Source organism: Mycolicibacterium vinylchloridicum, assembly GCF_013404075.1.
Classification (GTDB): Bacteria; Actinomycetota; Actinomycetes; order Mycobacteriales; family Mycobacteriaceae; genus Mycobacterium; species Mycobacterium vinylchloridicum.
The window spans coordinates 1-24,251 of record NZ_JACBJQ010000024.1; the positions used below are offsets into that span (position 1 = coordinate 1).

The following is a 24,251-nucleotide window of genomic DNA, read 5'->3' on the forward strand; positions in this document are numbered from 1 at the left end:
CAGCAAATCCCGAGCCGATCAGAGCTCACCGACCGAACAGGAGGCCACCCCCGCGGCACTGACCGCCTGAACCATCACATCGAAGAATCACACGACGACGTCGTACACCACGCCCCTGGACTTGACCGGGCGCACCACTGCTTCCGTGCGACGTCAGTGATTCCGCGGGGTGCGGGCAACCTAGGTGAGTACCGGTGCGATGATCGCGCAATGGCCAGCCGCGCCGACTCCGACGAGCACTACGTCCTCGATTTGTGCGACGAGATCCTCGGGATTCAGGGACGGCGCCAGCAGCGGTTCGACTGGCTCCGCGGAGACCCGTCACCATCGCGACCGCGCGGTACGGAGCTCCCAGTCGACGGGTACTGGCCCAGCCTGGGGCTTGTCGTGGAATTCCAGGAGGAGCAGCACTCAGAAGCGGTGGAGTTCTTCGACCGTCGGCAGACCGTCTCCGGAGTCGGCCGCGCCGAGCAGCGCCGCCGTTACGACGAGCGCAAGCGCACCGAGATCCCGGATCATGGGCTGCGTCTCGTGGTGATCGAGAAGTCCGCCTTCACCGTGAAGTCGAAGCGGATCGCCCGTGACCGCGCACGAGACCTCACGGTTGTCCGTGGGCACCTCGACTCGCGCTGTTGCTGATCCCGTGCTTGTCGTGCAACTGGACTTCCCCGTGTTTATCGGTGGGTTCACCGACCAGAGAAGGCGGACCTGCGTGATTCGTCGCCGAGTGCGACGCACGTATCCCTCGCTCTTGGGTTACCTGGGCGCATCCGCGACGGCAGCGAGCACATCGGCTGTAAGCGCGGCGACAGAAGCTGCCACCAAGTCGGGGTCGCCGATCCCTTCCTCTGCCCGACCTGCCATGACCGATCCAAGTGCATCGGGGCCGTCGGCGAAAAGAGGTCGCAGCCAATCGAGGGCCTGCTCGGTCACCGTCTTGGAGATCGGGTCGGACAGTAGGCGCTGAAAGCTCGATCCGAGTGCGGTCGTGTCGGTTGTTGCCACAAGCAGGCGGTAGATATCGTGAGCGTCCTTATCGTTGAGGCGGTCAGGTTGGTCGCGCCGTTCATGGATCTTGTGGATTTTCGCAATCAAGAGTGCGGCTGGCCCGGCGACTCGGGCTTCGAAAGTCCTTGTGTCGTCAGGGGCGAGCGCAGATATCGTGCGGAGCTCGTTGTCCACCACGGCGGCTTCCAACCCGACGGTCCGCCTTGTTGCTTGGTTGGAGTGGGGTGGGATTCGGGCTCCGCGATGAGACCTACCGCCTTGCGACAACGCATCTGGAACCATCAGATCGACCGGGATGCCTGCCGGGTTTAGCCATGCTCCAGGCTGCCCGTTCACGTTCGGGTAGAAGCCAGCTCGCTTCATCGCTTCTTCAAGCAGTGGCTCTTCGGGGAGTTCCCGAGGGTCCACCGCCAGGTCGCTGTCCTTAGTTGCTTCGGCGATTGCAACGTCAGCGTGGCCACTGTGCAGATAGATGGCCTGCGCGCCGACCACGACGATCGAATTGTGTTGTTCATTCAGGGCTTCAAGTGCGTCCAGTAGGGCTGAACGGGCTTTGACGAGAAGGTCATCCACGTCGCCACTCACTTTCGTTTCGCTCCATCCATGAGATGAGTTCCTCTCCCTCAGAGGGGTTCCGGCCCGGACCCGTGAGTAGGTCTGCTGCCGCCTGTTCAATCGCGACAATGACAGCACCGTTGCGATTGGTACCGGTTCCGGTGAACACGACGTCGTACTTAGGTTCGGCGAGAATCACATTGGCGCCCTTATCCACTGGCCGTAGGCCCCATTCTTTTGCTGCGCGCGCCGCATCATCGACGTAGACCATCGCCGCGCGGGCGGGTGCGTAAGGCGCCCACTGCGCTGCCGCGATCGTTCCCGTTATTGCGTACTGCGAGTACTGAGAATTAGCAGCTTTCCTCTGCAGCGCCTCTAGGCCGCGAGGCTCGATGTAGCTTGATGTGCGGTTGGTGCGCAAGAAGCTGTAGTCACGACTCCATCGGCGTAGGAGGGTTGGCCAGTCGTTCAGGACGTAGTCCGTTCCCATCTTCTCCACCAGCCCCTCTTCTTGAAGGAACTCCAACACCCGGTACGTTGCGCCGGTGGATGCCCCGGACGCGCCGACGAGATCGCGCGCCGACCACGGCCCCCGCTTTGCGATGAGTGCCCGGACTACACGCGCGGCGGGCTCACCTGCCAGCGATCCGCGCGGCCGGCCCGGGCTTCGCCATGGATCTTTATCGGCGCCCCGGTCGCGAACGAACAGCGCGGGACGTGACGACTGGATCAAGATGTTGCCGGTGGCGTCGATGAACGACATGTTCCCCTGCGACAACCGCTCGCGAACTGGGGGCGCCAGGTATCGGGACATGACCATGGTCTCGGTGTCGATGAGCTCGCGATCTGCTGCCCACTGCAACTGTTCCGAGATCCTAGGAACGTCGCGGCCGGCGACTAGCCTCTTCGCCTCTACGAGGAATCGAACTTGCTCACCCGCGGGTGCGGTGAGTGCCAGGATCGCGTCTATGGCGGCGTCCATCGGCGGTCTCTGAATGTCGACTCGCCAGTCGTCAGGTAGACGATCGCGGAGTAGTTCGGTGCACTCGGTCAAGATCTCCGCCTCCGTGCCGGGCGGTGGAGTGATTGGTTCAGTCATGAGTATCTCCTGTTCGGAAAACATACCTGTTCCGATGGCTGCGGAACAAGGGGGTTACCCCGAACAGGTTGCGTCTGCGCATGTCATCTCGCCTGCCGGCCGGGCAAACTTCGTATCTGTTCGCGATATGGCGATATTCCGCTGACAACGGAATGGGCTCCTAACCCGAACAATTTCGATTACGCAGGTGGCTGTCGGGAGACCCGACCTCTGGTGTTCAGAAACTGAACACCCCCGAACCTCGGCCTAGGAGCACCGCACGCGAGCCGGTGCTGCACCCGTCGATGGCGACTCGCTTTGCCGGTCTCGTTCAACAGGCTCGACATGGCGCGAATCTGATTCGTCACACGGACAGTTGCCCACCGTTAAACGTCAGTCACACGGTCGGCCCCAGCGGCTTTCAGCAGCTCGTCGCGTGCTTCATGAAGCCTGTCGAGAGCGGACCTCAGGTCGAGAGCGGCGTCGGCCAGTTGATAGCGAGCCGCCGGATTGCCTTGTGCGGCAAGGATTGCGGTCGTACGCCTGAGTCTCTCCACGTAGTGCAGAGCATCAACGGTATGGCGCGCAGTCTGCATTGGGGTGGCTCCACCGGATCGTTCAAGGTGGCTCTTCATGCGCGCTGCCCAGTCGTCGATCGTGTATAGGTCAAAGTTGTGCAGCGCGTTGAGTACCCACCGCTGCCAGGCCGGCGGCCGTCGTGCCGGTGAATGAAACTGTGGTGGAGAAGCAGGCATGTTCGGAACCCTAAGGTCCGGATTTGCAGTGCAGCTACGCCCAAACCGATCAGGATTCGCAGGACGCTGTGCAGAGCGTCGAACGCCGTAGACCGATGCCAGCGACAAATCTCAATTGCCCCAGTGGTCGGTGCCCACCGGTAGCGTCTGCGAGGTGAGCCAAGCGGCCGGTTGATGGCCTTCAATTTCAACGGAGAGACGATGGCCAACGAGATCGAACTGGTGACCGACGGTGACGGTTTGGCCGTGATCGGTGACTCAGCCGATGTCGAGCGCTTCCTACTCGACCAAGGCCTCAGTACGGCGCCCTCTAAGGAGCTGGATGTCCGCCGTCTTTCGTCCTTCGCCGGTACGGGTGGCACCGCACTGCGCGTCGGCTCGGAGGTAGGCGCGAACTCGGGCCGCTGGGTCAAGCTAACCGCGGAATCGGCGCAGGCTGTCAAGCAATACGGCCTGATGGCGACCAAAACCCCGGGCGTCAGTCACGCAATGATCGGGAAGCCTGGTGAGGTCAAGCAGTGGCTTCAGATCTCCCAGGCGCCGACGGCACTGCTTAGCGGACCCATGGCGCTGTGCGCACTGTCGACGATGATGCAGCAGCAGGCGATGCAGCAGCAGATGGACCAAATCGTGGAGTATCTCCAGGAGATCAACGAGAAGGTCGATGACATTCTGCGCGCCCAGAAGGATGCTGTGCTTGCGAACATGATCGGTGTCGACTTGGCCATTGAGGACGCGCTGACAGTCCGCGGTCAGGTTGGACGGGTCTCGGAGATCACCTGGTCGAAGATTCAGTCGAGTTCCTTGGTGCTCGCACAAACAGAGGCGTACGCCATACGTCAACTTGAGGCCCTCTCCGAGAATTTGGAGAAGAAAGCCGATCTGGGCAAGATCGCCAAGGCCACTAAGGACGCCGAACCCAAGGTGCGAGAGTGGCTGGCGGTGATAGCGCGCTGCCTGCAGCTTCAGGACGGGGTAGCCATTCTGGAACTCGACCGCGTGCTCGACGCCGTTCCCGAGGACCTCGACAGCCACCGACTGGGCTTGGTCAAAGCCCGCCGCAAACGCCTGGATGTCGTCTCGACCCTCACCGCCCGGTTGCTGACTCAGATGAATGAGACCGTTCGGAACGCGAACTCCAAGGTGCTGTTCAATCCGTACGACGCGCCTGCAGCGGTTCGATCGAGCAACGAGATTACGACGGGCGTGATGGCCTTCCAACACCGTCTCGGCATCGATTCCGGTCACGCCGCCAGCGACGTGAAGCGATGGGGCCAGGCCGCGGGTGAGGTGGTAGACAAAGCGCTGACAACTGGGGCCGAGAGCGCAACTGTGGCCAAGGTCAAGGCCGTGAATCTGGCAGACGCGGCCCAGGGCAGAGCATTCGATCTGACCGAAGCGGCGAAGATTAGATCCGCCGAGCTGAAAGACGTCGTCCAAACCTTTTTCCGCCGGAAGTAAGAGGCATCGCAGCGGCAAAACCGATCTGGGCTACGTGATCGCGCGCGCAACCTGCGCGGCGAACGCGGGTCCGTCGTTTACCAGTGCGTAGCCGCCGGCAAGGCCCCCTTGATTGCAGAGCGTTTGTCGTCGCCGAACCCTCCGACATGCCACAACGCCGGTAACGCGATCGATCCGGGTGACGAGGCGCGTAGCTGTGCGCGGCACTATCGAAGTGGGGAAGCGGCTGGCCGAATCGCCGTACACCGCTTGGCTGCGTGACCACCGTCGCACGATCCGCCGAGCGGCCAGGTACGCGTCCTGGCCGACCTCGACGATGGCGACCGCCTTCTTGAGTCCGTAGACACCCCAGAACCGGCCGGGACCTTTACCGGGTTCTCGCCACAGCGCTGGCACGATGTGCTGATATTCCTTGTCGCCGTGCAGGTTCGGCGACGAGTGCTTGGTGAAGTAGATGGCCAACCGCTTCGGATCGCACGCCCGCAGGCCATTACGAACGTCGATGGCGGTGCCGGCCAGCCGGTGCCGCGCCTTCTGCTCGACGTCAGGGTGGTCGACGACCTGAGCCCACGCTTCAGACAGCCATTGAGCAAAGCTGCGCCCCGACCGGCCAGGCGAAATCGGCGGGGCCATCCAAAGGTGAATGTGCGGGGCACCGCGACGCTGAAATTCCAGCTTCCAGATATAGCGCGCCGGTTCGTCATACTCACGTTGGAAGCGCTTGCACCACAACACCATGTGCCGCTTCACGCTAGCTCCATCGGGTGCGACCACTTCCCAGTCGCCGGGGTAGGTGAGCGTCACCATCGCCGGAACGCGCCCAGATTCGATCAGCGGGCTGTAGTCGAGCTCGGCGAAGGTGCGGCACATCGACGACCGTGACTTTCGGGACCACTCGGTGACGACACCGCCAGCACCAGACTGGTCGCTTCCCGTAAGACTCCGTCGGATCGAAGACCCGACGGCCCGATCACCGTGCCCGACGTTGCCTTCGAGGTCTCGTCGGACATGGAACTTCGCGTCGTCAACGTCCCGTTGGTGATGGCTGACCGACCGCTCGGCGGTCTGCTCGGCCCGAACAGGATTGGTCCACCCGAGCCGGACGACACCGGGACCGACGGAAATGCGAAACCGCCCGGATTCAGGCTCGACGCCGCGACGCCCAGGACCACGCGCCCACGGCGGTGCCGGTTCGAACAGCGCTGCGGCCGCGGCGACCATCTCGGGGCTCGGGAACCGCATCCCCAGTGCGTCGATCGCCCGCACCTCACCGGCCGCGATCCTGTCGCCAACGGGCTCGCGGACATTTTCGGCACATATAACAAGCCCGCCGGCCAGGGCTGGGTTGAGGCCGGTTGCCTCGGTCGACGTACGGCCGACCGCTGGCGCTCTCCCGCCCTGCGGCCTGGCGGCCTCGGGCGCTCGCGACCTCCCGTCCACCGCGGCACCCGCGGAACCGAGCCCGAATGGCGGTCCATCCGGTGCCGATGAGCCGCCTGCCGACGGTGCTGAGACGGTGGCTGATGAGTCGATGCTGGGCATTGGGGTGCCTGCTCCCCGGAGCTCCGAGGCTGTCGATAACGCAAACGGCAGCGACGAAGCGCCTGGTCAGGAGTGCAAGCACCGTGTCCGGTTTATGTCCGTTCGTCGGACAGACTGAATACGTCAGCGCAGCTCAATGCGGCGCATATGGCGCACAGAATTAAATAAACCGCAGGTCAGCGGCTATCCCGTCCGCCTGAAAAGCGGAAGGTCGCCGGTTCGATCCCGGCCCTGGCCACCAGCAGTATTAAATGCCCACGCGTTCAGCGGTTTTCAGCGGTCTCATCGGCAGCCCCAGCCCGAGCCGTTCATATCCCCGATCCTCGTCGACGGGGTCTTGATCCGAAGTGGCCACAATGCCGGCATCGGGAGCGCCATATCGCTTTGCATGCCGTATGGCTTACAGTTGACTCTTCGTTAGTCCGCTTCAGTGCCGGGTCGTGGGAGGCCGAGTGTCGGAAAGTGCAGCGCAACGGGCAGTCGTCATCGGTGGCGCATCGGGGATCGGCTGGGCGGTGGCCAACGGCCTCGCTGCTACCGGACGCCAGGTCACCATCGCCGACCGCAACGCCGAAGGGGCTTCGCAACGGGCCGGGGAACTCGGCGCCCCGCATGACGCGGCCGGGGTGGACGTCACCGACGAAGCCAGCGTCGCCGCGCTCTTCGAGCGCACCGGGGGAGTCGACATCGTCGTCAACACCGCCGGATTCGGCGGGTTCGGTCGGATCACCGAACAGCCCGTCGAGGACTTCCGGGCGATTGTCGACTGCTGCCTCACCGGCAGTTTCATCGTGATGAAGTACGCCGGGCGGCAGCTGCGCGAAGGTGGTTCGCTGGTCTCGATCACCTCGCTGAACGCGCGGCTGGCCGCACCCGGCATGAGTGCGTACTGCTCGGCGAAAGCCGGGCTGGCCATGCTGACTCAGGTCGCCGCACTCGAACTCGGCCCGCGCGGGATCCGGGTCAACGCCGTCTCGCCCGGCTTCGTCCACACCCCGCTGACCGAACTGGTCACGATGGCCGAGGGTGTCCTCGAGGACTACATCGAGAACACCCCGCTCGGCCGCGTCGGCGTCCCCGAAGACGTCGCCGAGGCCGTGTTGTTCCTCTGCTCGGACCAAGCCTCCTGGCTCACCGGCGAGGTCCTCGACCTCAACGGCGGCGCCCACCTCAAGCGCTATCCCGACGTGCTCGCCCACGTCGACCGGATGGCCTCGGCGTGACCCGATTCGCCGGCAAGCAGGCGATCGTCACCGGTGCCGGCTCGGGAATCGGCGCGGCACTGTGCCGGGCGCTGGCCGGTGCCGGCGCGGACGTCGTCTGCAGCGATGTCGACGGTGCTGCCGCCGAACGCACCGCCGCGTCACTGGCCAGACCGGCGACCGCCCTGCAACTCGACGTCACCGACGCGTCCGCCGTGCAGCGCGCCGTCGACAGCCTCGTCGAGCGCACCGGCCGACTCGACTTGCTGTTCAACAACGCCGGGATCACCTGGGGCGGAGACACCGAACTTCTCACCCTCGATCAGTGGAACAGCATCATCGACGTCAACATCCGGGGTGTGGTTTACGGAGTGCATGCGGCCTACCCGCACATGGTTCGCCAGAAGGGCGGCCACATCGTCAACACCGCATCGATGGCGGGTCTCGCTGCCGCGGGCCGAATCACCAGCTATGTGATGACCAAGCACGCGATCGTCGGCCTGTCGCTGGCGCTGCGCACCGAGGCGCTCGGCCACGGCGTCGGGGTGCTGGCCATCTGCCCGACCGCCGTGGATACCCCGATCCTGGACAAGGGCTGGCTCGGCGACTTCAACGGCCGCGAGTTCTATCAGATGGGCCAGCGCAGTGAGACGTTCTATAGCCCAGATCGGCTGGCCGCCGATACGCTCCGGGCCATCGAACGCAACAAGGCCCTCCTGGTCGCACCTCGTCAGGCCCGCATGGCGTGGCTCTTCGCGCGCCTGGCACCCGGCCTGCTCAACCGGATGGCTGTGCGGTTCGTCGACCAGCAACGCACCGACAGAAGGCAACCGACATCATGAGCGCCCCGACCGCGATTCCCCGCTACCCCTCGGACGTCACCGGCAGCTGGCTGGCCGGCATCCTCAGCCGTCCCGGTGCACCCGTCGAGGTCGAGACCGTCGAGGTGACGCCGGTGGGGACGGGCCAGACCGGCGCCACCTTCCGGGTCACGGCGACCTACGCCGCAGGTGCTGCCGACCTGCCCGCCAGCTTCATCCTCAAATTGCCGGCGGGCGATGACGCCGTCCGGGACCGGGTGACGCTGGGCTACCGCAGCGAGTGCGCGTTCTATCAATCCGTCGCCGAACTGGTGACGATCCCGATCCCGCAGTGCTACCACGTCTCCATCGCCGACGAGGGCGCCAGTTACGCACTGCTGCTTGCCGATCAGGCCCCCGCCGTCCAAGGCGATCAGATCGCCGGGTGCGATCTGCCGGAGGCACGCCTGGCGGTGCGTGCCCTGGCCGGACTGCACGGCCCGACGTGGTGCGACCCGCAGTGGCAGACGTTCCCCGGCCTGGCGATGTCGGTTGTCGGCGAGGACGCCATCCGCGGGCTGGGCGACATCTCCAAGATGGCCGCGGGTATCACCGTGGAGAAGCTCGGATCGCGGCTGAACGCCGTAGATGCCGAAACATTGGTTGCAGCCATGGATTTGGTGACGCCATGGCTGCTGAACGCGCCGGAGCGATTCGCGCTGCTGCACGGCGACTATCGGCTGGACAATCTCCTCTTCGACGGCGAGCGCGTCAGTGTGGTCGACTGGCAGACCCTCGGAGTCGGGCTGGCCGGCCGCGACCTCGCCTACTTCACCGGCACCAGCCTGGAGCCGGCGCTGCGGGCGCAAGCCGAGAAGGACCTGGTCGCCGAATACCACCGGGCTCTTCTCGCCACCGGGGTCGGCGACTACGACGCGGAAACCTGTTGGCACGACTATTTGTTGGGGATGATCCAGGTTCCGCTGATCTCCGCACTCGGCTGCGCGTTCGCGGTGGAAACCGAACGCGGTGACGACATGATGGCTGCGATGCTGCGCCGGGGCTGTGCGGCTATCCGCGATCTAGGCACACTGGAACTGATCACGAGCTAGGAGCACACGTTGGGCGAATCCATGCCCCGCACCGCGATCATCGGCGCGGGCATCAGCGGGCTGACCTCTTCCAAGATGCTCAAGGACTACGGCGTGCCCTACACCACCTTCGAGCTGTCCGACCGCATCGGCGGCAACTGGGCCTTCGCCAACCCCAACGGATTGAGCAGCGCCTACCGGTCCCTTCACATCGACACCTCGAAGCAACGGTTGTCGTTCCGGGATTTCCCTATCCCCGAACATTTTCCGTCGTTCCCGCACCACAGCGACATCAAGACCTATCTGGACTCCTACGCCGAAACCTTCGGGTTGCTGGAGAACATCGAGTTCAACAACGGCGTCCGGCACGCGGCTCTCAATGGGGATGGCCGCTGGGACATCACCGACCAGAATGGCGCGACGCGGGAATTCGACCTTCTCGTGGTCGGCAACGGCCACCACTGGGATGCCCGATATCCGGACTTCCCCGGTGAATTCACCGGCGAGACAATCCATTCGCACCACTACATCGACCCGCAGACCCCACTGAACCTGACCGGCAAGCGGATCCTGGTGGTCGGAATCGGCAACAGTGCTGCCGACATCACCGTGGAGCTGTCCTCGCGCACCCTGCAGAACACGGTGACCCTGTCGACCCGCTCGAGCGCCTGGATCGTGCCCAAGTACATCGCCGGGCGCCCCGGCGACAGCGTGTGGCAGACGTCGCCGTACATCCCGTTGTCCTGGCAGCGCAAGGCGGTTCAGCTGCTGGCGCCCGCGATGGGTATCAATCCCCAGCTGTACGGCCTGCCTGCGCCGAACCACAAGCTGTTCGAGGCGCACCCCACCCAATCGGTGGAACTGCCGCTGCGGCTGGGCTCCGGCGACGTCATCCCCAAGCCCAACGTGAGCCGCCTCGACGGGGACACCGTCCACTTCGACGACGGCACCAGCGGGGTATTCGACGCGATCGTCTACGCCACCGGCTACAACATCACGTTCCCGTTCTTCGACCCCGACTTCGTCAGCGCACCGGACAACGCCATCCGGCTCTACAAGCGAATGTTCCTCCCGGGCATGGACAATCTGGTGTTCATCGGGTTCGCCCAGGCGGTGCCGACCCTGTTTCCGTTCATCGAATGCCAGGCGAAACTGCTGGCCGCCTACGCGGTGGGGCGCTACGCCTTGCCGCCGGTCGCGGAGATGGAGCGGGTGATCGACGCCGACCAGAAGCTCTACGTCGGGCATTGCACCGACCGGCCACGGCACACCCAGCAGGTCGACTACTTCCACTACGACCACGACATCCGCACCAGGGAACTGCCGGCCGGTATGAAACGCGCCGAACTGGCCCGCCGCCGAAAGGTGGCCGTATGACCCGCACCGACATCACCTTCGATTCCTCGGGAGTGCGCTGCAGCGGATGGCATTTCCCCGGCGAGGGGAACACCTTCGCCGGCCCGGCCGGGCGCCCGATAGTGGTGATGGGTCACGGCTTCGGCGGAACCAAGGACTCGGGGCTGGAGCCGTTCGCCCAGCGGATCAGCGCCGCCGGCGTCGATGTGCTCGCCTTCGACTACCGCGGGTTCGGTGCATCCGAAGGCACACCGCGGCAGACGGTTTCGGTTGCCGCGCAGATCGGTGACTTCGAGGCCGCGGTCGCCGCGGCCAAGCGGCTGCCGGGGGTCGACCCGAATCGGATCGTGCTGTGGGGCTCGTCGATGTCCGGTGGTCACATCTTCCGGGTGGCCGCCGACCGCGACGATATCGCGGGTGTGGTCGCGATGACGCCGTTGACCAGCGGGGTGGCCGTCAGCCGCGCCGCCGTCGAACACCGCGATGTCGGGCAGGCGCTGAAATGGACAGCGGTGGGCCTCAAGAGTCGCATCGATGTGGCCCGCGGTCGTCGCCCGACACTGATGCCGCTGGTCGCCCACCCCGGTCAGCCCGGGGCGCTGGCGCTGGACGGGGCCTACGAGAGCTACACCGCGATGGCCGGACCGACTTGGCGTAACGAGGTCGACTCGGCGGTCGGCCTGCAGATCGCCTCGATCCGAACGGCGGACGCCGCCAAGCGGTTACGCTGTCCGCTGCTGGTGCAGATCGCCGACTTCGACCGCTACGTGCCTGCCGAGTCGGTGGTCAAGACCGCCGTGCTGGGCAGGGGAGAAGTGCACCACTATCCCTGTGACCACTTCGACGTCTGGCCCGGGCACAACTGGTTCGAAAGGGCCGCCGGTGACCAGGTGGCCTTCCTGACCCGCCACCTCAGTACTTCGTCGACCCCTGATCCACGGAAATCGCTTCAGCGGTAATCAGTTTCGCGTCGTCGCTGGCCAAGAAGCACACGGTGTCGGCGATGTCCTCCGGCTCGGCGATGTAGATCGGCAGGAACGGCAGCATCATGTTCTGAAGTGCCGGGTTGGTCTCCATTGCCTTGCCCAATGCGGCCACCATGTCCCCGGTGCCCATATCGGTGTTGACCGGACCGGGGTGCACGCTGTTGACCCGGATGTTGTGCTTGCCGAGTTCGGCGGCGAACGCCCGGGCCATGCCGGTGACGGCGTGCTTGCTCGCGGTGTAGTGCACCATGAACGGCTGCAGCTTGATACCGGCGGCGGAGCTGATCAGAATCACCGACCCGCCGCGGCCGGCTTCGACCATTGTTGGCGCGCCGGCCATCACGGTGTTCCAGGTCCCGGTCACGTTGACGTCCATGACATCCCGGAACGCCTCCGGGGTGATCTCGTCCCATGCTGCAGGCGAGGTGATACCCGCGTTCGCGACGATGATGTCGAGACGGCCCAGCTCGGCGACGCCGTCTCGCACCACGTCCTTGAGGCCCTCGAGGTCGCGGGTGTCGACGACGGCCGACATGATGCGCTGCCCGGTGGCCTCGACCAGACGCACGGTCTCGGCGAACTCCTCGGGGGTGGCCGGGTTGTACGGGACGCAGTCCGGCAGCTTGCCCGCGATGTCGACGGCGATGATGTCGGCGCCCTCGCTCGCCATCTTCACCGCGTGCGCGCGGCCTTGCCCGCGAGCGGCTCCGGTGATGAATGCGACCTTGCCGCTGAGCTTTCCTGTCATGCCTTGCGCTGCGCTTCCTTGACTAGTCCGCCGCCTACGATAAGGCGCTGAATTTCGCTGGTGCCCTCATACAGTCGTAGCAGACGGACCTCGCGATAGATCCGCTCGACCGGCACACCACGCATGTAACCTGCCCCGCCGTGCACCTGGACGGCGAGATCGGCGACATTGCCCGCCATCTCGGTGCAGAACAGTTTGGCCACTGACGGGGCGATCCTGCGGTCCTCGTTGTCGACCCACTTGCGCGCGGCGTCGCGCACCAGTGCGCGCCCGGCCATCACCCCGGTCTGCTGATCGGCCAGCATCGCCTGTACCAGCTGGAAATTGCCGATCGGTGTGCCGCCCTGCGTCGCGGTCGCCGCGTAGGCGACCGACTCGTCGAGCGCGCGCTGGGCGGAGCCGACCGCAAGGGCGGCGATGTGAATGCGCCCACGGGCCAGCGACGTCATCGCCGCCCGGTACCCGATGTCCTCGCTACCGCCGATCAGGGTGTCGTCGCCGACCCGGACATCGGTGAAGTTCACATCCGAGGTCCAGGCACCCTCCTGACCCATCTTGGCGTCCTTGGCGCCGATCTCGACACCGGCAGTGTCCGCAGGTACCAGGAACACCGCGATCCCCGCGCCTTGCTCGTCGGCGGGCCGGGTGCGGGCGAACACGATGAACAGGTTCGCCACCGGTGCGTTGGTGATGTACTGCTTGCGACCGGTGATCACCCAATCCTCGCCGTCGCGAACAGCTTTCGTCTTAAGGCCGGACGGATTTGAGCCGGCACCCGGCTCGGTCAGCGCGAAGGAGGCGACGACCTCGCCGGACGCGATCGGTTCCAGCCAGCGTGCCCGCTGCTCGTCGGTGCCGAACCCGACCAGCACCTGACCGGCGATGCCGTTGTTGGTGCCGAACATCGACCGCAGGGCCAGGCTCGTGTAACCCAGTTCCATCGCCAGCTCGACGTCCTGGGCGATGTTCAGTCCCAGCCCGCCCCACTCCTGCGGAATCGCGTAGCCGAACAGGCCCATCTTCTTTGCCTGGTCGCGCAGATCGTCGGGCACCTTGTCGTCGGCCATGATCTCCGCCTCCCGCGGCACCACGGCCGACCGCACGAAGTGGCGGGTCTGGGCCAGAATCTCGCGGAAGTCGTCGTCGCTGACGTCGGTCATCAGGCTCCTAGGTGGTGGGGGCGCTGGCTCCGGCGATCATATATGAAATATGATGTTGCCGATTCGGGGGTTCGTCGAAGGATAGAGGGAGATCAGATGTCATTGCTGGCCGGCCAGACCGCGGTTATCACCGGTGGAGCGCAGGGCCTGGGCTTTGCGATCGCCGAGCAGTTCATCGCCGAGGGCGCCCGCGTGGTGCTCGGTGACCTCAATCTCGACGCCACCGCGGAGGCGGTCAACAAGCTCGGTGGCGCCGACGTCGCCCGCGCGGTGCAGTGCAATGTCACCGCCTACGCCGACGTGGACGCACTCGTCGACTCGGCGATCGAGCAGTTCGGCAGCTTCGACATCATGGTGAACAACGCCGGGATCACGCGCGACGCCACCCTGCGCAAGATGACCGAGGACGAGTTCGACCAGGTCATCTCGGTGCACCTGAAGGGCACCTGGAACGGCTTGAAGAAAGCTTCCATGGTGATGCGTGAGCAGAAGAGCGGCGCGATCGTGAACATGTCCTCGATCTCGGGCAAGGTCGGCATGATCGGACAGACCAACTACTCGGCAGCCAAGGCCGGCATCGTCGGGATGACCAAGGCCGCTTCCAAGGAGCTTGCCCACCTGGGCGTGCGGGTCAACGCCATCCAGCCGGGCCTGATCCGCTCGGCGATGACCGAGGCCATGCCGCAACGCATTTGGGATTCCAAGGTCGCTGAGGTGCCGATGGGCCGGGCGGGGGAACCGTCCGAGGTCGCCAAGGTGGCACTGTTCCTGGCCTCCGACCTGTCGTCGTACATGACCGGAACGGTGCTCGAGGTCACCGGCGGACGGCACCTGTGACGCGCACGGCCGTCATCTGCGAGCCGGTCCGCACGCCGATCGGCCGCTACGGCGGCATGTTCGCTTCACTGACGGCCGTCGACCTCGGGGTGGCCGCACTCAAAGGCCTGCTGGCCCGTACCGGGGTTGCGCCCGACGCCGTCGAGGACGTGATCCTCGGGCACTGCTATCCCAACAGCGAGGCGCCGGCGATCGGCCGGGTCGTGGCGCTCGATGCCGGCCTGCCGGTGACGGTGCCGGGAATGCAGGTCGACCGGCGCTGCGGCTCGGGGCTGCAGGCCGCCATCCAGGGCTGCCTCCAAGTCGCTTCTGGCGACAACGATCTCGTGGTCGCGGGCGGCGCAGAGAGCATGAGCAATGTCGCTTTCTATTCGACCGACATGCGCTGGGGTGGCAGCCGCGGCGGGGTGAAGGTGCACGACGGGTTGGCCCGTGGGCGTACCACCGCAGGCGGCAAGCACTACCCGGTGCCGGGCGGCATGCTGGAGACCGCGGAGAACCTGCGTCGCGAATACCGCATCTCGCGTCGGGAACAGGACGAGCTCGCGGTGGCCTCCCATCAGCGGGCGGTGGCGGCGCAGAAGGACGGCATCCTCGCCGAGGAGATCGTCCCCGTCACTGTCACGAGCCGTCGCGGCGACGATGTGATCGACACCGACGAACATCCCAGGGCTGACACGACGGTCGAATCGCTGAGCAAGCTCAAACCCGTTCTGCTCAAAGAGGATCCGGATGCCACCGTCACGGCCGGAAATTCGAGTGGGCAGAACGACGCCGCCTCGATGTGCATCGTCACCACTCCGGAGCGGGCCGCCGAACTGGGGCTCACGCCGCTGGTTCGGTTGGTCTCGTGGGGCTGCGCCGGCGTCGGGCCAGAGGTGATGGGCATCGGTCCGGTGCCCGCCACCGAGGTCGCGCTGGCCAAAGCCGGTCTGAGGATGTCCGACATCGACCTGATCGAGCTCAACGAGGCGTTCGCAGCGCAGGCGCTGGCCTGCATGCGGGCATGGCATTTCACCGACGCCGACCACCAGCGCACCAACGTCCACGGCTCCGGGATCTCGCTCGGGCATCCGGTCGGGGCCACCGGCGGACGGATGCTGGCGACGCTGGCCCGTGAGCTGCACCGGCGCGACGCCCGCTACGGGCTGGAGACGATGTGCATCGGCGGCGGCCAGGGGCTGGCTGCGGTGTTCGAAAGGGTGGACACCAAATGACCCGTATTGCCCAGACGCTCGGCCTGACCGAGGTCCAGACCGAAATCGTCTCCACCGTCCGGCAATTCGTCGACAAGGAGATCATCCCCAACGCCCAGGAGCTCGAGCACTCCGATACCTATCCGCAGGCGATCGTCGACCAGATGCGGGAAATGGGCCTGTTCGGCCTGATGATTCCCGAGGAGTACGGCGGGCTGGGCGAGTCGCTGCTCACCTACGCGCTGTGCGTCGAGGAACTGGCCCGCGGCTGGATGAGCGTCTCCGGGGTGATCAACACCCATTTCATCGTGGCCTACATGATCCGTCAGCACGGCACCGATGAGCAGAAACAGCGTTTCCTGCCCCGAATGGCCACCGGCGAGATCCGCGGCGCGTTCTCGATGTCGGAGCCCGAGCTCGGTTCCGACGTTGCCGCTATCCGCACCAAGGCGAAGTACAACGGCGACGGCACGTACACCATCGACGGCCAGAAGATGTGGTTGACCAACGGCGGCAGCTCGACTCTGGTCGCCGCGCTGGTGCGCACCGATGAGGGCGCGGACAAGCCGCATCGCAACCTCACCGCCTTCCTGGTCGAAAAGCCCTCGGGCTTCGGTGAAGTCGCACCGGGTCTGACGATCCCGGGCAAGATCGACAAGCTCGGCTACAAGGGCATCGACACCACCGAGATGATCTTCGACGGGTATGTCGCCAGTGCCGACGACGTGCTGGGCGCCCAGCCGGGGCAGGGCTTCTTCCAGATGATGGACGGTGTCGAGGTCGGCCGCGTCAACGTCTCGGCTCGCGCCTGTGGCGTCGGTATCCGGGCGTTCGAGCTGGCGGTTCGCTATGCCCAGCAGCGCACCACCTTCGGCAAGCCGATCGCCGAGCACCAGGCCATCGCCTTCCAGCTTGCCGAGATGGCCACGAAAGTCGAAGCGGCACACCTGATGATGGTCAACGCCGCGCGGCTCAAGGACTCCGGCGAGCGCAACGACGTGGCCGCAGGCATGGCGAAGTACCTGGCCAGTGAATTCTGCGCGGAGGTGACCCAGCAGAGCTTCCGCATCCACGGCGGATACGGATACTCCAAGGAATACGAGATCGAACGGCTGATGCGGGACGCACCGTTCCTGCTCATCGGTGAGGGCACCAGCGAGATCCAGAAGAACATCATCAGCAAGCGGCTGCTTGCCGACTACCGGATCTGACATGAGCGCGCCCGATTTCGCGCCACGCCCGCAGCTGGCCGAGGATGTCGCCCGGTTCGTGCGGACCCGGATCTTCAACGGCACCTACCCCGCCGGTGAGTACATCCGGCTGGATCAGCTGGCGGCCGAATTGGGTATCAGCGTCACGCCGGTGCGGGAAGCGCTGTTCGAGCTGCGCGGTGAGGGCTTGCTGGATCAATTGCCGCGGCGTGGTTTTGTCGTGCTGCCGTTCACCGACCGGGATATCAACGACGTCTCGAACCTGCAGGCCTACGTGGGCGGGCAGTTGGCTGCGCGGGCCGCACTGAACATCACCGACGAGCAACTGCGGGAATTGTCGGCGATCCACGACGAGTTGGTCGACGCCTATGCCGCCGACGACGCCCGTGCGGTCCGGTTGAACCACGAGTTCCACCGCGCCATCAACGTCGCGGCGGATTCCCCGAAACTGGCGCAGCTCATGTCCCAGATCACCCGGTACGCACCGGAATCGGTGTTCCCCACCATCGAAGGCTGGCCGGCGAAGTCGATCGCCGACCACAAGCGGATCCTGGCCGCACTCAAGGCCCATGATGAGGAGCGGGCCAGGGCAGCGATGTCAGAGCACCTGGCCGCAGGCGCGGGCCCGCTCATCGAGCACCTGGTGAAACAGGGTGTGGCGCAGCGCTTTCACACCACCGAATAGCCCGACGGGAATGGGCCGCGGCCGGTGAGCGCACACATCAGCGCCTGACCGTCCCCTCGGCGCTGCGCGACTTCGACAGCGAGATCCAGGATACTGTCGACGATCCCGGGTGGCAGTGCTTCGGACACACCGAGCGCGCGGGCCAGATCGACGCTGTGCAGCCCGAGTTCGAAGATGCGGGTGGGCAGGTAGTCCGACAGTCGCATCCCCCCGGCGATGGTCGTGATCACCCGGTCGTCGGTGGTCAGCGCCGCGGCCGCGCGATCCTGCAGATCGCGCAATGTGTCCAGGGGATGTTCGCCCAGCGCGAGCCCGGCCTGGACGGCGCGGGCATCGATCTGCGCCGGGTCGGCGAGCAAGCCGGCGATCGCGAGGTAGTAGTGCGCCGAGTCGGCGACGTCGACTCGGTCCGCGGGCCGCGCCGAGTATTCGACGACGGTGGTGAACGACCGGCCGATGTGGCCGACCAGGGTGCGTACCGTCCATGTCCCGAGCGCGGAGGTGTCCCACCGGTCTTCGGGTATCTGCGCGACCACCGAGATGGCGTGGTCACCGGCCAGCCGGTAGAGGTTCACTTGTGTTTCGAGCGTCATCGCAATGAAAGCTACGCCTGCGCGGCCAGCAACTCACGCAGTCGGCGGACGTCGACCTTTCCAGTGGTGCCCCGCGGGACATCGTCATCGGAGTCCAGGAGCAGCCAGACCGCCGGCACCTTGAACGAACTCAGCCGCGCGCGGGCCTCAGCACGCAGCTCGTCGGTCGTTCGGCCGCTGCAGACAACCGCGGCCCCGACTCTCCCGTCCACGTCGGTGACGAACGCGGCCCGCACACCGTCGATCTCCCGCAAAGCGGCCGCCACCTCGCTGGGGTACACGCTGGCGCCGCTGACCTTGAACATGTCGTCGGATCTGCCGTGGTAGAACAGGAATCCATCGTCATCGAGGTGCCCGAGGTCGCCGGTCGGATAGAAGCCGTCGGCAGTGAACACCTCCTCGCGGCTGCGCCGACAGACGCCGCGCAGCGTGTGCGGCCCGCGGATCTGAATCATGCCGACGGCACCCGCGGGCAGCGGGTCGCCGCCGTCGATGTCGGCGATGCGAACCTCCATGCCGTCGAACGGTTTTCCGCAGCTTCCCCACGCTGACCGCGGCATATCGGTGTCGGCGGGGTAGCCGCAGTACGGTCCGAAGGCCTCGGTCATCCCGAACAGCGTGGCCCGCGCACCTGGTTCGGCGCGCTGATCGGCAGCCAGGAGGGCCTCCAGGCTGCCCGGGCGCAGCGCGGACAGGTCAGCCGGGACGTCGGCGGCCCGATAGGCCAGCGCTTCGGCCTGATCGGGCCACCCGCGGAACAGGGTGACCTTCTCCCGTTCCAGCAGGCGCAGGGTGGTTTCGGGTTCTCCGATCTCCTCGGTCACCAGGGTCGCCCCGGCGATCAGTGCGGACAGGATGCCGCCGGCGAGGCCACCGACCCAGAAGAACGGCATCGGCAGGTACAGCCTGGTGTCGGCGTCGATGCAGCGGGCGCTCAGGCCGGACCGTACGGCCCCCAGTGCGTTGCCGTGTGAGTGGATGACGCCCTTGGGCGGTCCGCTGCTGCCGGAGGTGAACATGATGACCATCGGGTCGGCGGGAACGACGGTGTCGGCGAATTCGCCGATCCCAGTAACTCGGGTGGCCGTGGGCAATTCGTCGGCGCGCCAGACCTGGCGTAGCGCGGGAAGTCCGGTCAGATCGTCCAGATACCGGTGGCCGCGAAACTCCTCGACGGCGATCAGGTACTGCACTGAGGCCGTGTGAAGCTGTGCCGCGAGTTCCCGTGTCGTCAGCAGGGTGCTCAGTGGAACCAGCACCGCGCCGATGCGCGTCAGAGCCAGCGCCAGCTGCACCCAGCGGATGTTGTTTCCCATGATCAGCCCGACCCGGCTGCCTTTGCCGATGCCCGCATTGACCATGGCCCCGGCGAGACTGCTTGTCACCGAGTCGAGTTCGGCATAGCTCATCCGGCTCGTGGTGTCGATGACGAATGGCTTGTCGCCGAGTTCCGCCCGGGCCCGGATCAGCGCGTCGACGGTGTCAGACATCGAACACCGCCGCCAGCCGGGGCAGGTCGACCTTGCCGCTGGACTTGAGCGGCAGCTCGTCGGGCGCGAGGACGGCGAACCGCCTCGGGATCTTGTACGACGAGAGTTCGGTTCTGAGTTTCTCGCGCACACCGGCTTCGTCGAACGTGCGGCCGTCCGGAACGAGCACGACGGCGGCGACGAGCTGCCCGCGTTCGGGGTCGGGAAGGGGCAGAACGTGGGCCGCCAGACCGTTGGTGACGTGAAAGATGGCCTTCTCCACCTCGGCCGGAAAGACATTGGCGCCCACGGTTTTGATCATCGATCCGCTTCTGCCGAGGAAGTAGAAGAAGCCGTCGGAGTCGGTGCGGAACAGGTCACCGGTGTGAAACCAGCCGTCGGCGTCGAAGCATTCCTCACGGCTGCGCTTGTAGTACCCCTGCATCAGGTAGCGGCCCCGGATCCACAGCTCGCCGTCGACGATCTTCGTATCGAATCCGGGAGCGGGCTTGCCGAACGATCCCCGGCGGTGCTCGGGCTGGTCGGTGTCGTCCCCGCTGAACAGCACGACGCTGCCGGCCTCGGTCATACCCAGCATGTTGTGGCGCAGTTCCGGATCACGCGGCCGCGCCTCGGGTGCCATGATCGGGTAGAGGTTGCCGCGCCGCATCGACGACAGATCCCGGCCGGCGAAGCTCTCGTGCCGGGCCAGATGCACTATGCCGGCCGTGAATCCATTGGTCATCGTCGGGCGCACGGCTTCCAGAAGGTCGAGCAGCGCACTAGGTTCGGCGTTGGAGCACACCAGTGTCGAGCCGGCGACCAGCGTCGCCAGCAGACCGAACCCGAGGCCGCCGATCCAAAAGAAGGGCGAGTTGCAGAACAGCCGGTCCGCAGCGGTTAGGCCGCGAATCTCGTTGAGGTTGCGCTGATGCCCGAGCAACGACTCGTGGGTGTGCACGACGCCCTTCGGTGCGCCGGTGGACCCCGACGTGTAGACGATCGTCAGCGGGTCGCAGCCGTTGACATCCTCTTCGAGAGCGGCGGCCAACTCTGGTGCGGCGCGCTCGGCGATCTGATGGTCGAACACGATGTGACGCAACCACGGTGCGCTCACGTCGTGAAGCCTCGCGACGTAGTCGTGCCCGCGGAAAGACGTGGTGGCCAGCAGGATCTCGGTATCGCTGTGCACGAGTTGGTCGCGAAGCTCGGGCCCGGTCGAGAACGTGGAGAACGGAACCACGACCGCACCGATCCGCGCCGCGGCCAGCATCGCGACCACGAACTCGGCGCCGTTCGGGTAGAGCAACCCGACGTGCGTGCCCTTGCCCGCGCCCAATGCGATCAGTCTCTGGGCCAGCTCTGCCGAGTACTGCTCGGCGTCGGCGTAGGTGAGCCGTTCCTCGTCACACACCAGCAGGGGATGATCGCCGCGCGCGGCCGCCTGCGCGCGCACGAGCGCCCCGACGGTGTCAGGGCTCACGGCCGGTGAAGTGTTGCCGGACCGCGGTCAGATCGGCCTTCCCGGACGGCGTCCGCGGAATCGACTCGACGACCGCAATCTCCGAGGGAATCTCGTAGGGCGCCAGCCGCCCTCGCAGGTACTCGGTCAAGTCGGCGCCGCTGGCCGAGCTGGCGTCGCGCAACTCGACCATCGCGACCGGGGTGTCACCGAGTCGTTCGTCGGGCCGTCCCACCACCGCGGCGCCCAGCACGGCGGGATGGCTCTCCAACGCGGCGCGCACGTCGTCGGGCAGCACCTTGAACCCGCCGCGGATGATGGCCTGATCGGCGCGCCCAAGGATCCACAGGAAGCCGTCGGCGTCGATGCGGGCCAGGTCGGTGGTCCGCACCCAGTCCGCGTCGCGGCCGAGTTGCCCCGGCTTCACCTCCAGCAGGCCCTGCTGATCCGGTTGCAGCGGTGTGCCGTCGTCAGCCACCACCCGCAGCTGTGCGCCGAGGCTGGCCCGGCCGACGCTGCCCCGCTTGGACTGCCAGAACCTGCGATGGTCGGCCAGCGTCCAGCCGGCCACACCGCCGCCGAATTCCGTTGCCGCGTAAGATGTCAGCACCGGAATGCCGAACTTGTCGGTGAACGCGTCGGCATCTTCGGCCGACAATGGTGCGGTGCCCGAGGTGACGGCCCGCACACCGGCGAGGTCGTCGGGGCCGAGATCGGAGTGCAATACCGTCCGCAGTGCAGCGGGCACCAGCGACACCGCCTTGGGCCGGTAGCTGCGCACCGCAGCTACCCACGACTCGAGCTCGAATCGGGGCAACAGCACGAATGGCCTTGCCTCGCAGATACATTGCAGCACCCGATACACCCCGCCGATATGCACCAGCGGTGCGTTGACGATCGCAACGCTCCCGGATACCGCAGACGGCGCGGGGGCGTCGGTGAAGTCGGTGCCGATGACCGACACCGCCAGCATGTCGTAGGTGAGGTCGACTCGTTTGGGCGGACCGGTGGTGCCGCTGGTCAGCATCCGAACGGCCACGGCCGAGAGAGCGGGGCTGCCCGGCGTCCCTTGCCGGATCCGCGGCGCGTCGCGCAGGTCGCCGATCGTCACCACCGTCGTGGTGTCCGTCGGCTGGGCTAGCCGGCTGATGTCGTCGGCGGTTCCGATGATGACCGGAAGGGTGAGTGCCGCGATGTCGGCCCTGATGCGTTCGTCGCCCCGCGACGGGTTGACGACGACGACGCACGCCCCCGCCGACAGCACGCCCAGCAGCGCTGCGACGTGTGCGGGAGTGTTGCGCAACAGGATTCCCACGTGTGTGCCGGGTTGCACTGTCGCGGTGACCTGACCGCTCAGCTCGCCGAGCTGTCCCCACGTATGCCAATCGCCGTCGTACTCGATCGCCCTCGCCTCAGGCGCCAGCCCGAGGACCTCGCCGATCCGCCGGCTCAGTGGGTGCACGGACACTAGCGAACCTTCGGGGTGATCCGGATCTTCCCCTGCTCGGCCAACTCGGCCTGGCCCAGCGGGTTGCCCAACCGGGTGTAGATCAGGTTCTGCTCCATTGCCGCCCGATAGGGCTTGTCCAGCGATTCCCAGATCGCCTTGACGGTGCCCTGGGTGGCCGACGGCGGCTTGGCGGCGATGGTCGCGGCGATCTCGTGCGCGCGTGACCACAGGTCGTCGGTAGCAACGACCTCGGACACCAAGCCGATTCGCAGGGCGGTGTCCGCGCTTAGCCGCTCGTCGTTACCCATCAACGCGATTCGCAGCGACTCGCCGAGGCCGATCTTGCGCATCAGCCCGATCGGTTCGAGCGCACAGACCAGACCGGCGCTGACGTGGGAATCGAAGAAGGTGGCGTCTTGCGAGCAGATCACCACATCGGACTCGTTGATGAAATAGAACGCCCCGGCCGTGCACATGCCGTGCACCGCACACACGACGGGCTTCCACATCTTCTGCCACTTCGGGCTGAGCAGTTCGCCCGGATCTTCGTGGTTCCACACGTTCTGCGGTTGGCCGTAGGGGGTCTTGACGTCCAGCCCGGCGCTGAACGCCCGATCTCCGGCTGCGCGCAGCACCACCGCGTTGATCGCGTTGTCGTTCTTCACGATCCGCCACGCGGCGGCCACCTCTTCGCACATGGTTCGGTTGAAGGAGTTGAGTTTGTCGGGACGGTTGAGGGTGATGGTGGCAACGTGGTCGGTGCGGTCGAAGTCGAGCAGGATGGTCTCGAACGCGGCGGTCATCGGCAGAGCCATTCCGGGGTGCGCTTCTCGACGAAGGCCTTGGGGCCTTCCAGGGAATCCGCGGTGTGCAGGTTGCGCTCCCGGAAGGCCTCGGCGAGCATCTCGGCCTCGTGCATCGGGATCTCGCGGCCTTTGATGATCGCCAGGCGGGTGCCCCGAACGGCCAACGGCGCATTGCGCGTGACGATCTCGGCGATCTCGTGGGCCCGCTCGAGAAGCCGATCGTGTTCGACGATCTCGGTGACCAGACCGAGGTCGTAGGCGCGCTGGGCGTCCATCCGTTCGTGCTTTCCCATCATCGCCATCCGCAGCGCGACCGTACGGGGCAGCACTCGAGCCAGGCGGACCATCTCCCGGCCGGCCACCAGGCCGATGGACACGTGCGGGTCGAAGAACGTCGCCTTCTCGGAGGCGATCACGATGTCGCCGGTGGTGACCCAGTCCAGGCCTGCCCCGCAGCAGATTCCATTGATCGCCGCGATCACCGGCTTGGCCATCCGGCGAAACGGCGGGGTGCCTTCCTGCGGAGCCTCCCACTGCTCGTAGGTGGACAGGAAGGGCCGCTCGTTGATGACCTTGCCGTCTTCGGGGATCTCCTTGACGTCGGCGCCGGTGCAGAAGGCGCGCCCGACGGCGGTGACGATCAGAATCCAGACGTTGTCGTCGTTTTCCGCCTCGTCGTAGGCCGCACGCAGTTCGGTGATCATGTGCGGGCTGAGCGCGTTGAGCGCTTCCGGGCGGTTCAGCGTGATCGTGGCCGTGTGGCCCTCGATCTCATAGCCGATGGTGTCGTATGACATCTG

Annotated in this window: 22 protein-coding genes and 1 tRNA gene; 12 read left to right on the plus strand and 11 right to left on the minus strand. The window is 65.9% G+C overall.

The window, feature by feature from the left end; genetic code table 11:
* The first annotated feature begins 210 nt into the window (after positions 1-210).
* A complete protein-coding gene (locus HPC46_RS19935) occupies positions 211-639 on the plus strand; it encodes a hypothetical protein (protein ID WP_179473057.1) in 429 nt (142 codons plus the stop codon).
* Between the two features lie 117 nt (positions 640-756).
* Here the strand turns inward: HPC46_RS19935 and HPC46_RS19940 are convergent, their stop codons facing one another.
* Positions 757-1,581 (minus strand): hypothetical protein, encoded by an 825-nt coding sequence (locus HPC46_RS19940; protein ID WP_179473219.1) that lies wholly within the window; start codon positions 1,579-1,581, stop codon positions 757-759.
* Complete coding sequence (locus HPC46_RS19945; protein WP_179473217.1) at positions 1,574-2,662, minus strand: helix-turn-helix domain-containing protein; 1,089 nt, start codon at positions 2,660-2,662, stop codon at positions 1,574-1,576. The genes HPC46_RS19940 and HPC46_RS19945 overlap by 8 nt, the downstream gene beginning before the upstream one ends.
* A 935-nt stretch (positions 2,663-3,597) precedes the next feature.
* On the opposite strand from HPC46_RS19945, the gene HPC46_RS19950 reads away from it, so the two are divergent.
* A complete protein-coding gene (locus HPC46_RS19950; protein ID WP_179473059.1) occupies positions 3,598-4,857 on the plus strand; it encodes a hypothetical protein in 1,260 nt (419 codons plus the stop codon).
* 30 nt (positions 4,858-4,887) lie between these two features.
* Here the strand turns inward: HPC46_RS19950 and HPC46_RS19955 are convergent, their stop codons facing one another.
* A complete protein-coding gene (locus HPC46_RS19955; protein WP_233716527.1) occupies positions 4,888-6,399 on the minus strand; it encodes a rolling circle replication-associated protein in 1,512 nt (503 codons plus the stop codon).
* A 173-nt stretch (positions 6,400-6,572) separates the two neighbouring features.
* Here HPC46_RS19955 and HPC46_RS19960 point away from each other — a divergent pair.
* The 6 genes from HPC46_RS19960 to HPC46_RS19985 all read left to right on the plus strand — a co-directional run bounded on the left by HPC46_RS19960 (position 6,573) and on the right by HPC46_RS19985 (position 11,807).
* A tRNA-Phe gene (locus tag HPC46_RS19960) sits at positions 6,573-6,640 on the plus strand.
* 211 nt (positions 6,641-6,851) lie between these two features.
* Entirely contained in the window at positions 6,852-7,622 is a 771-nt protein-coding gene (locus HPC46_RS19965) for an SDR family NAD(P)-dependent oxidoreductase (RefSeq protein ID WP_179473061.1), read from the plus strand.
* Complete coding sequence (locus tag HPC46_RS19970; protein WP_179473063.1) at positions 7,619-8,443, plus strand: SDR family NAD(P)-dependent oxidoreductase; 825 nt, start codon at positions 7,619-7,621, stop codon at positions 8,441-8,443. The genes HPC46_RS19965 and HPC46_RS19970 overlap by 4 nt, the downstream gene beginning before the upstream one ends.
* Positions 8,440-9,513: a phosphotransferase family protein gene (locus tag HPC46_RS19975; RefSeq protein WP_179473065.1), complete on the plus strand. Its 1,074-nt coding sequence runs from the start codon at positions 8,440-8,442 to the stop codon at positions 9,511-9,513. The genes HPC46_RS19970 and HPC46_RS19975 overlap by 4 nt, the downstream gene beginning before the upstream one ends.
* Before the next feature lie 21 nt (positions 9,514-9,534).
* Positions 9,535-10,869, plus strand: coding sequence for a flavin-containing monooxygenase (locus tag HPC46_RS19980; RefSeq protein ID WP_407665534.1), 1,335 nt, complete (start codon positions 9,535-9,537; stop codon positions 10,867-10,869).
* Positions 10,866-11,807, plus strand: a complete 942-nt coding sequence (locus HPC46_RS19985) for an alpha/beta hydrolase (protein ID WP_179473069.1) — start codon at positions 10,866-10,868, stop codon at positions 11,805-11,807. The genes HPC46_RS19980 and HPC46_RS19985 overlap by 4 nt, the downstream gene beginning before the upstream one ends.
* Here HPC46_RS19985 and HPC46_RS19990 read toward each other — a convergent pair.
* A complete protein-coding gene (locus HPC46_RS19990) occupies positions 11,761-12,582 on the minus strand; it encodes a mycofactocin-coupled SDR family oxidoreductase (RefSeq protein ID WP_179473071.1) in 822 nt (273 codons plus the stop codon). The two genes, HPC46_RS19985 and HPC46_RS19990, sit on opposite strands and share 47 nt — an antisense overlap.
* Positions 12,579-13,742, minus strand: coding sequence for an acyl-CoA dehydrogenase family protein (locus tag HPC46_RS19995; RefSeq protein ID WP_179473073.1), 1,164 nt, complete (start codon positions 13,740-13,742; stop codon positions 12,579-12,581). The genes HPC46_RS19990 and HPC46_RS19995 overlap by 4 nt, the downstream gene beginning before the upstream one ends.
* Before the next feature lie 96 nt (positions 13,743-13,838).
* On the opposite strand from HPC46_RS19995, the gene fabG reads away from it, so the two are divergent.
* From fabG to HPC46_RS20015, 4 genes are read left to right on the plus strand one after another with little or no spacing between them, the layout of a single operon-like run.
* Entirely contained in the window at positions 13,839-14,579 is a 741-nt protein-coding gene (gene fabG / locus HPC46_RS20000) for a 3-oxoacyl-ACP reductase FabG (RefSeq protein ID WP_179473075.1), read from the plus strand.
* A complete protein-coding gene (locus HPC46_RS20005) occupies positions 14,576-15,796 on the plus strand; it encodes an acetyl-CoA C-acetyltransferase (RefSeq protein WP_179473077.1) in 1,221 nt (406 codons plus the stop codon). The genes fabG and HPC46_RS20005 overlap by 4 nt, the downstream gene beginning before the upstream one ends.
* Positions 15,793-16,986: an acyl-CoA dehydrogenase family protein gene (locus HPC46_RS20010; RefSeq protein ID WP_179473079.1), complete on the plus strand. Its 1,194-nt coding sequence runs from the start codon at positions 15,793-15,795 to the stop codon at positions 16,984-16,986. The genes HPC46_RS20005 and HPC46_RS20010 overlap by 4 nt, the downstream gene beginning before the upstream one ends.
* 1 nt (position 16,987) lies before the next feature.
* Positions 16,988-17,671: a GntR family transcriptional regulator gene (locus HPC46_RS20015; protein ID WP_179473081.1), complete on the plus strand. Its 684-nt coding sequence runs from the start codon at positions 16,988-16,990 to the stop codon at positions 17,669-17,671.
* On the opposite strand, the gene HPC46_RS20020 is transcribed toward HPC46_RS20015, so the two are convergent.
* From HPC46_RS20020 to HPC46_RS20045, 6 genes are read right to left on the minus strand one after another with little or no spacing between them, the layout of a single operon-like run.
* Entirely contained in the window at positions 17,656-18,264 is a 609-nt protein-coding gene (locus HPC46_RS20020) for a maleylpyruvate isomerase N-terminal domain-containing protein (RefSeq protein WP_179473083.1), read from the minus strand. The genes HPC46_RS20015 and HPC46_RS20020 overlap by 16 nt on opposite strands.
* Before the next feature lie 11 nt (positions 18,265-18,275).
* A complete protein-coding gene (locus HPC46_RS20025) occupies positions 18,276-19,754 on the minus strand; it encodes a class I adenylate-forming enzyme family protein (RefSeq protein WP_179473085.1) in 1,479 nt (492 codons plus the stop codon).
* Positions 19,747-21,216, minus strand: a complete 1,470-nt coding sequence (locus HPC46_RS20030; protein WP_179473087.1) for a class I adenylate-forming enzyme family protein — start codon at positions 21,214-21,216, stop codon at positions 19,747-19,749. The genes HPC46_RS20025 and HPC46_RS20030 overlap by 8 nt, the downstream gene beginning before the upstream one ends.
* The gene (locus HPC46_RS20035) at positions 21,206-22,663 is read right to left on the minus strand and encodes a class I adenylate-forming enzyme family protein (protein WP_179473089.1); all 1,458 of its coding nucleotides are present in this window, start codon (positions 22,661-22,663) and stop codon (positions 21,206-21,208) included. The genes HPC46_RS20030 and HPC46_RS20035 overlap by 11 nt, the downstream gene beginning before the upstream one ends.
* Positions 22,663-23,448 (minus strand): enoyl-CoA hydratase/isomerase family protein, encoded by a 786-nt coding sequence (locus HPC46_RS20040; protein WP_179473092.1) that lies wholly within the window; start codon positions 23,446-23,448, stop codon positions 22,663-22,665. The genes HPC46_RS20035 and HPC46_RS20040 overlap by 1 nt, the downstream gene beginning before the upstream one ends.
* Positions 23,445-24,248: an enoyl-CoA hydratase/isomerase family protein gene (locus HPC46_RS20045; protein WP_179473094.1), complete on the minus strand. Its 804-nt coding sequence runs from the start codon at positions 24,246-24,248 to the stop codon at positions 23,445-23,447. Before HPC46_RS20045 ends, HPC46_RS20040 begins: the two co-directional genes overlap by 4 nt.
* Positions 24,249-24,251: the final 3 nt, after the last annotated feature.

Excerpts from the sequence above, each read along its gene's own strand:
- HPC46_RS20010 (WP_179473079.1), top strand. The coding sequence starts at position 15,793 with ATGACCCGTATTGCCCAGACGCTCGGCCTGACCGAGGTCCAGACCGAA.
- HPC46_RS19935 (WP_179473057.1), top strand. The coding sequence starts at position 211 with ATGGCCAGCCGCGCCGACTCCGACGAGCACTACGTCCTCGATTTGTGC.
- HPC46_RS19945 (WP_179473217.1), bottom strand. The coding sequence starts at position 2,662 with ATGACTGAACCAATCACTCCACCGCCCGGCACGGAGGCGGAGATCTTG.
- HPC46_RS20015 (WP_179473081.1), top strand. The coding sequence starts at position 16,988 with ATGAGCGCGCCCGATTTCGCGCCACGCCCGCAGCTGGCCGAGGATGTC.
- HPC46_RS19975 (WP_179473065.1), top strand. The coding sequence starts at position 8,440 with ATGAGCGCCCCGACCGCGATTCCCCGCTACCCCTCGGACGTCACCGGC.
- fabG (WP_179473075.1), top strand. The coding sequence starts at position 13,839 with ATGTCATTGCTGGCCGGCCAGACCGCGGTTATCACCGGTGGAGCGCAG.
- HPC46_RS20020 (WP_179473083.1), bottom strand. The coding sequence starts at position 18,264 with ATGACGCTCGAAACACAAGTGAACCTCTACCGGCTGGCCGGTGACCAC.
- HPC46_RS19980 (WP_407665534.1), top strand. The coding sequence starts at position 9,535 with ATGCCCCGCACCGCGATCATCGGCGCGGGCATCAGCGGGCTGACCTCT.
- HPC46_RS19950 (WP_179473059.1), top strand. The coding sequence starts at position 3,598 with ATGGCCAACGAGATCGAACTGGTGACCGACGGTGACGGTTTGGCCGTG.
- HPC46_RS19955 (WP_233716527.1), bottom strand. The coding sequence starts at position 6,399 with ATGCCCAGCATCGACTCATCAGCCACCGTCTCAGCACCGTCGGCAGGC.
- HPC46_RS20045 (WP_179473094.1), bottom strand. The coding sequence starts at position 24,248 with ATGTCATACGACACCATCGGCTATGAGATCGAGGGCCACACGGCCACG.
- HPC46_RS19995 (WP_179473073.1), bottom strand. The coding sequence starts at position 13,742 with ATGACCGACGTCAGCGACGACGACTTCCGCGAGATTCTGGCCCAGACC.
- HPC46_RS19985 (WP_179473069.1), top strand. The coding sequence starts at position 10,866 with ATGACCCGCACCGACATCACCTTCGATTCCTCGGGAGTGCGCTGCAGC.
- HPC46_RS19990 (WP_179473071.1), bottom strand. The coding sequence starts at position 12,582 with ATGACAGGAAAGCTCAGCGGCAAGGTCGCATTCATCACCGGAGCCGCT.
- HPC46_RS20025 (WP_179473085.1), bottom strand. The coding sequence starts at position 19,754 with ATGTCTGACACCGTCGACGCGCTGATCCGGGCCCGGGCGGAACTCGGC.
- HPC46_RS20040 (WP_179473092.1), bottom strand. The coding sequence starts at position 23,448 with ATGACCGCCGCGTTCGAGACCATCCTGCTCGACTTCGACCGCACCGAC.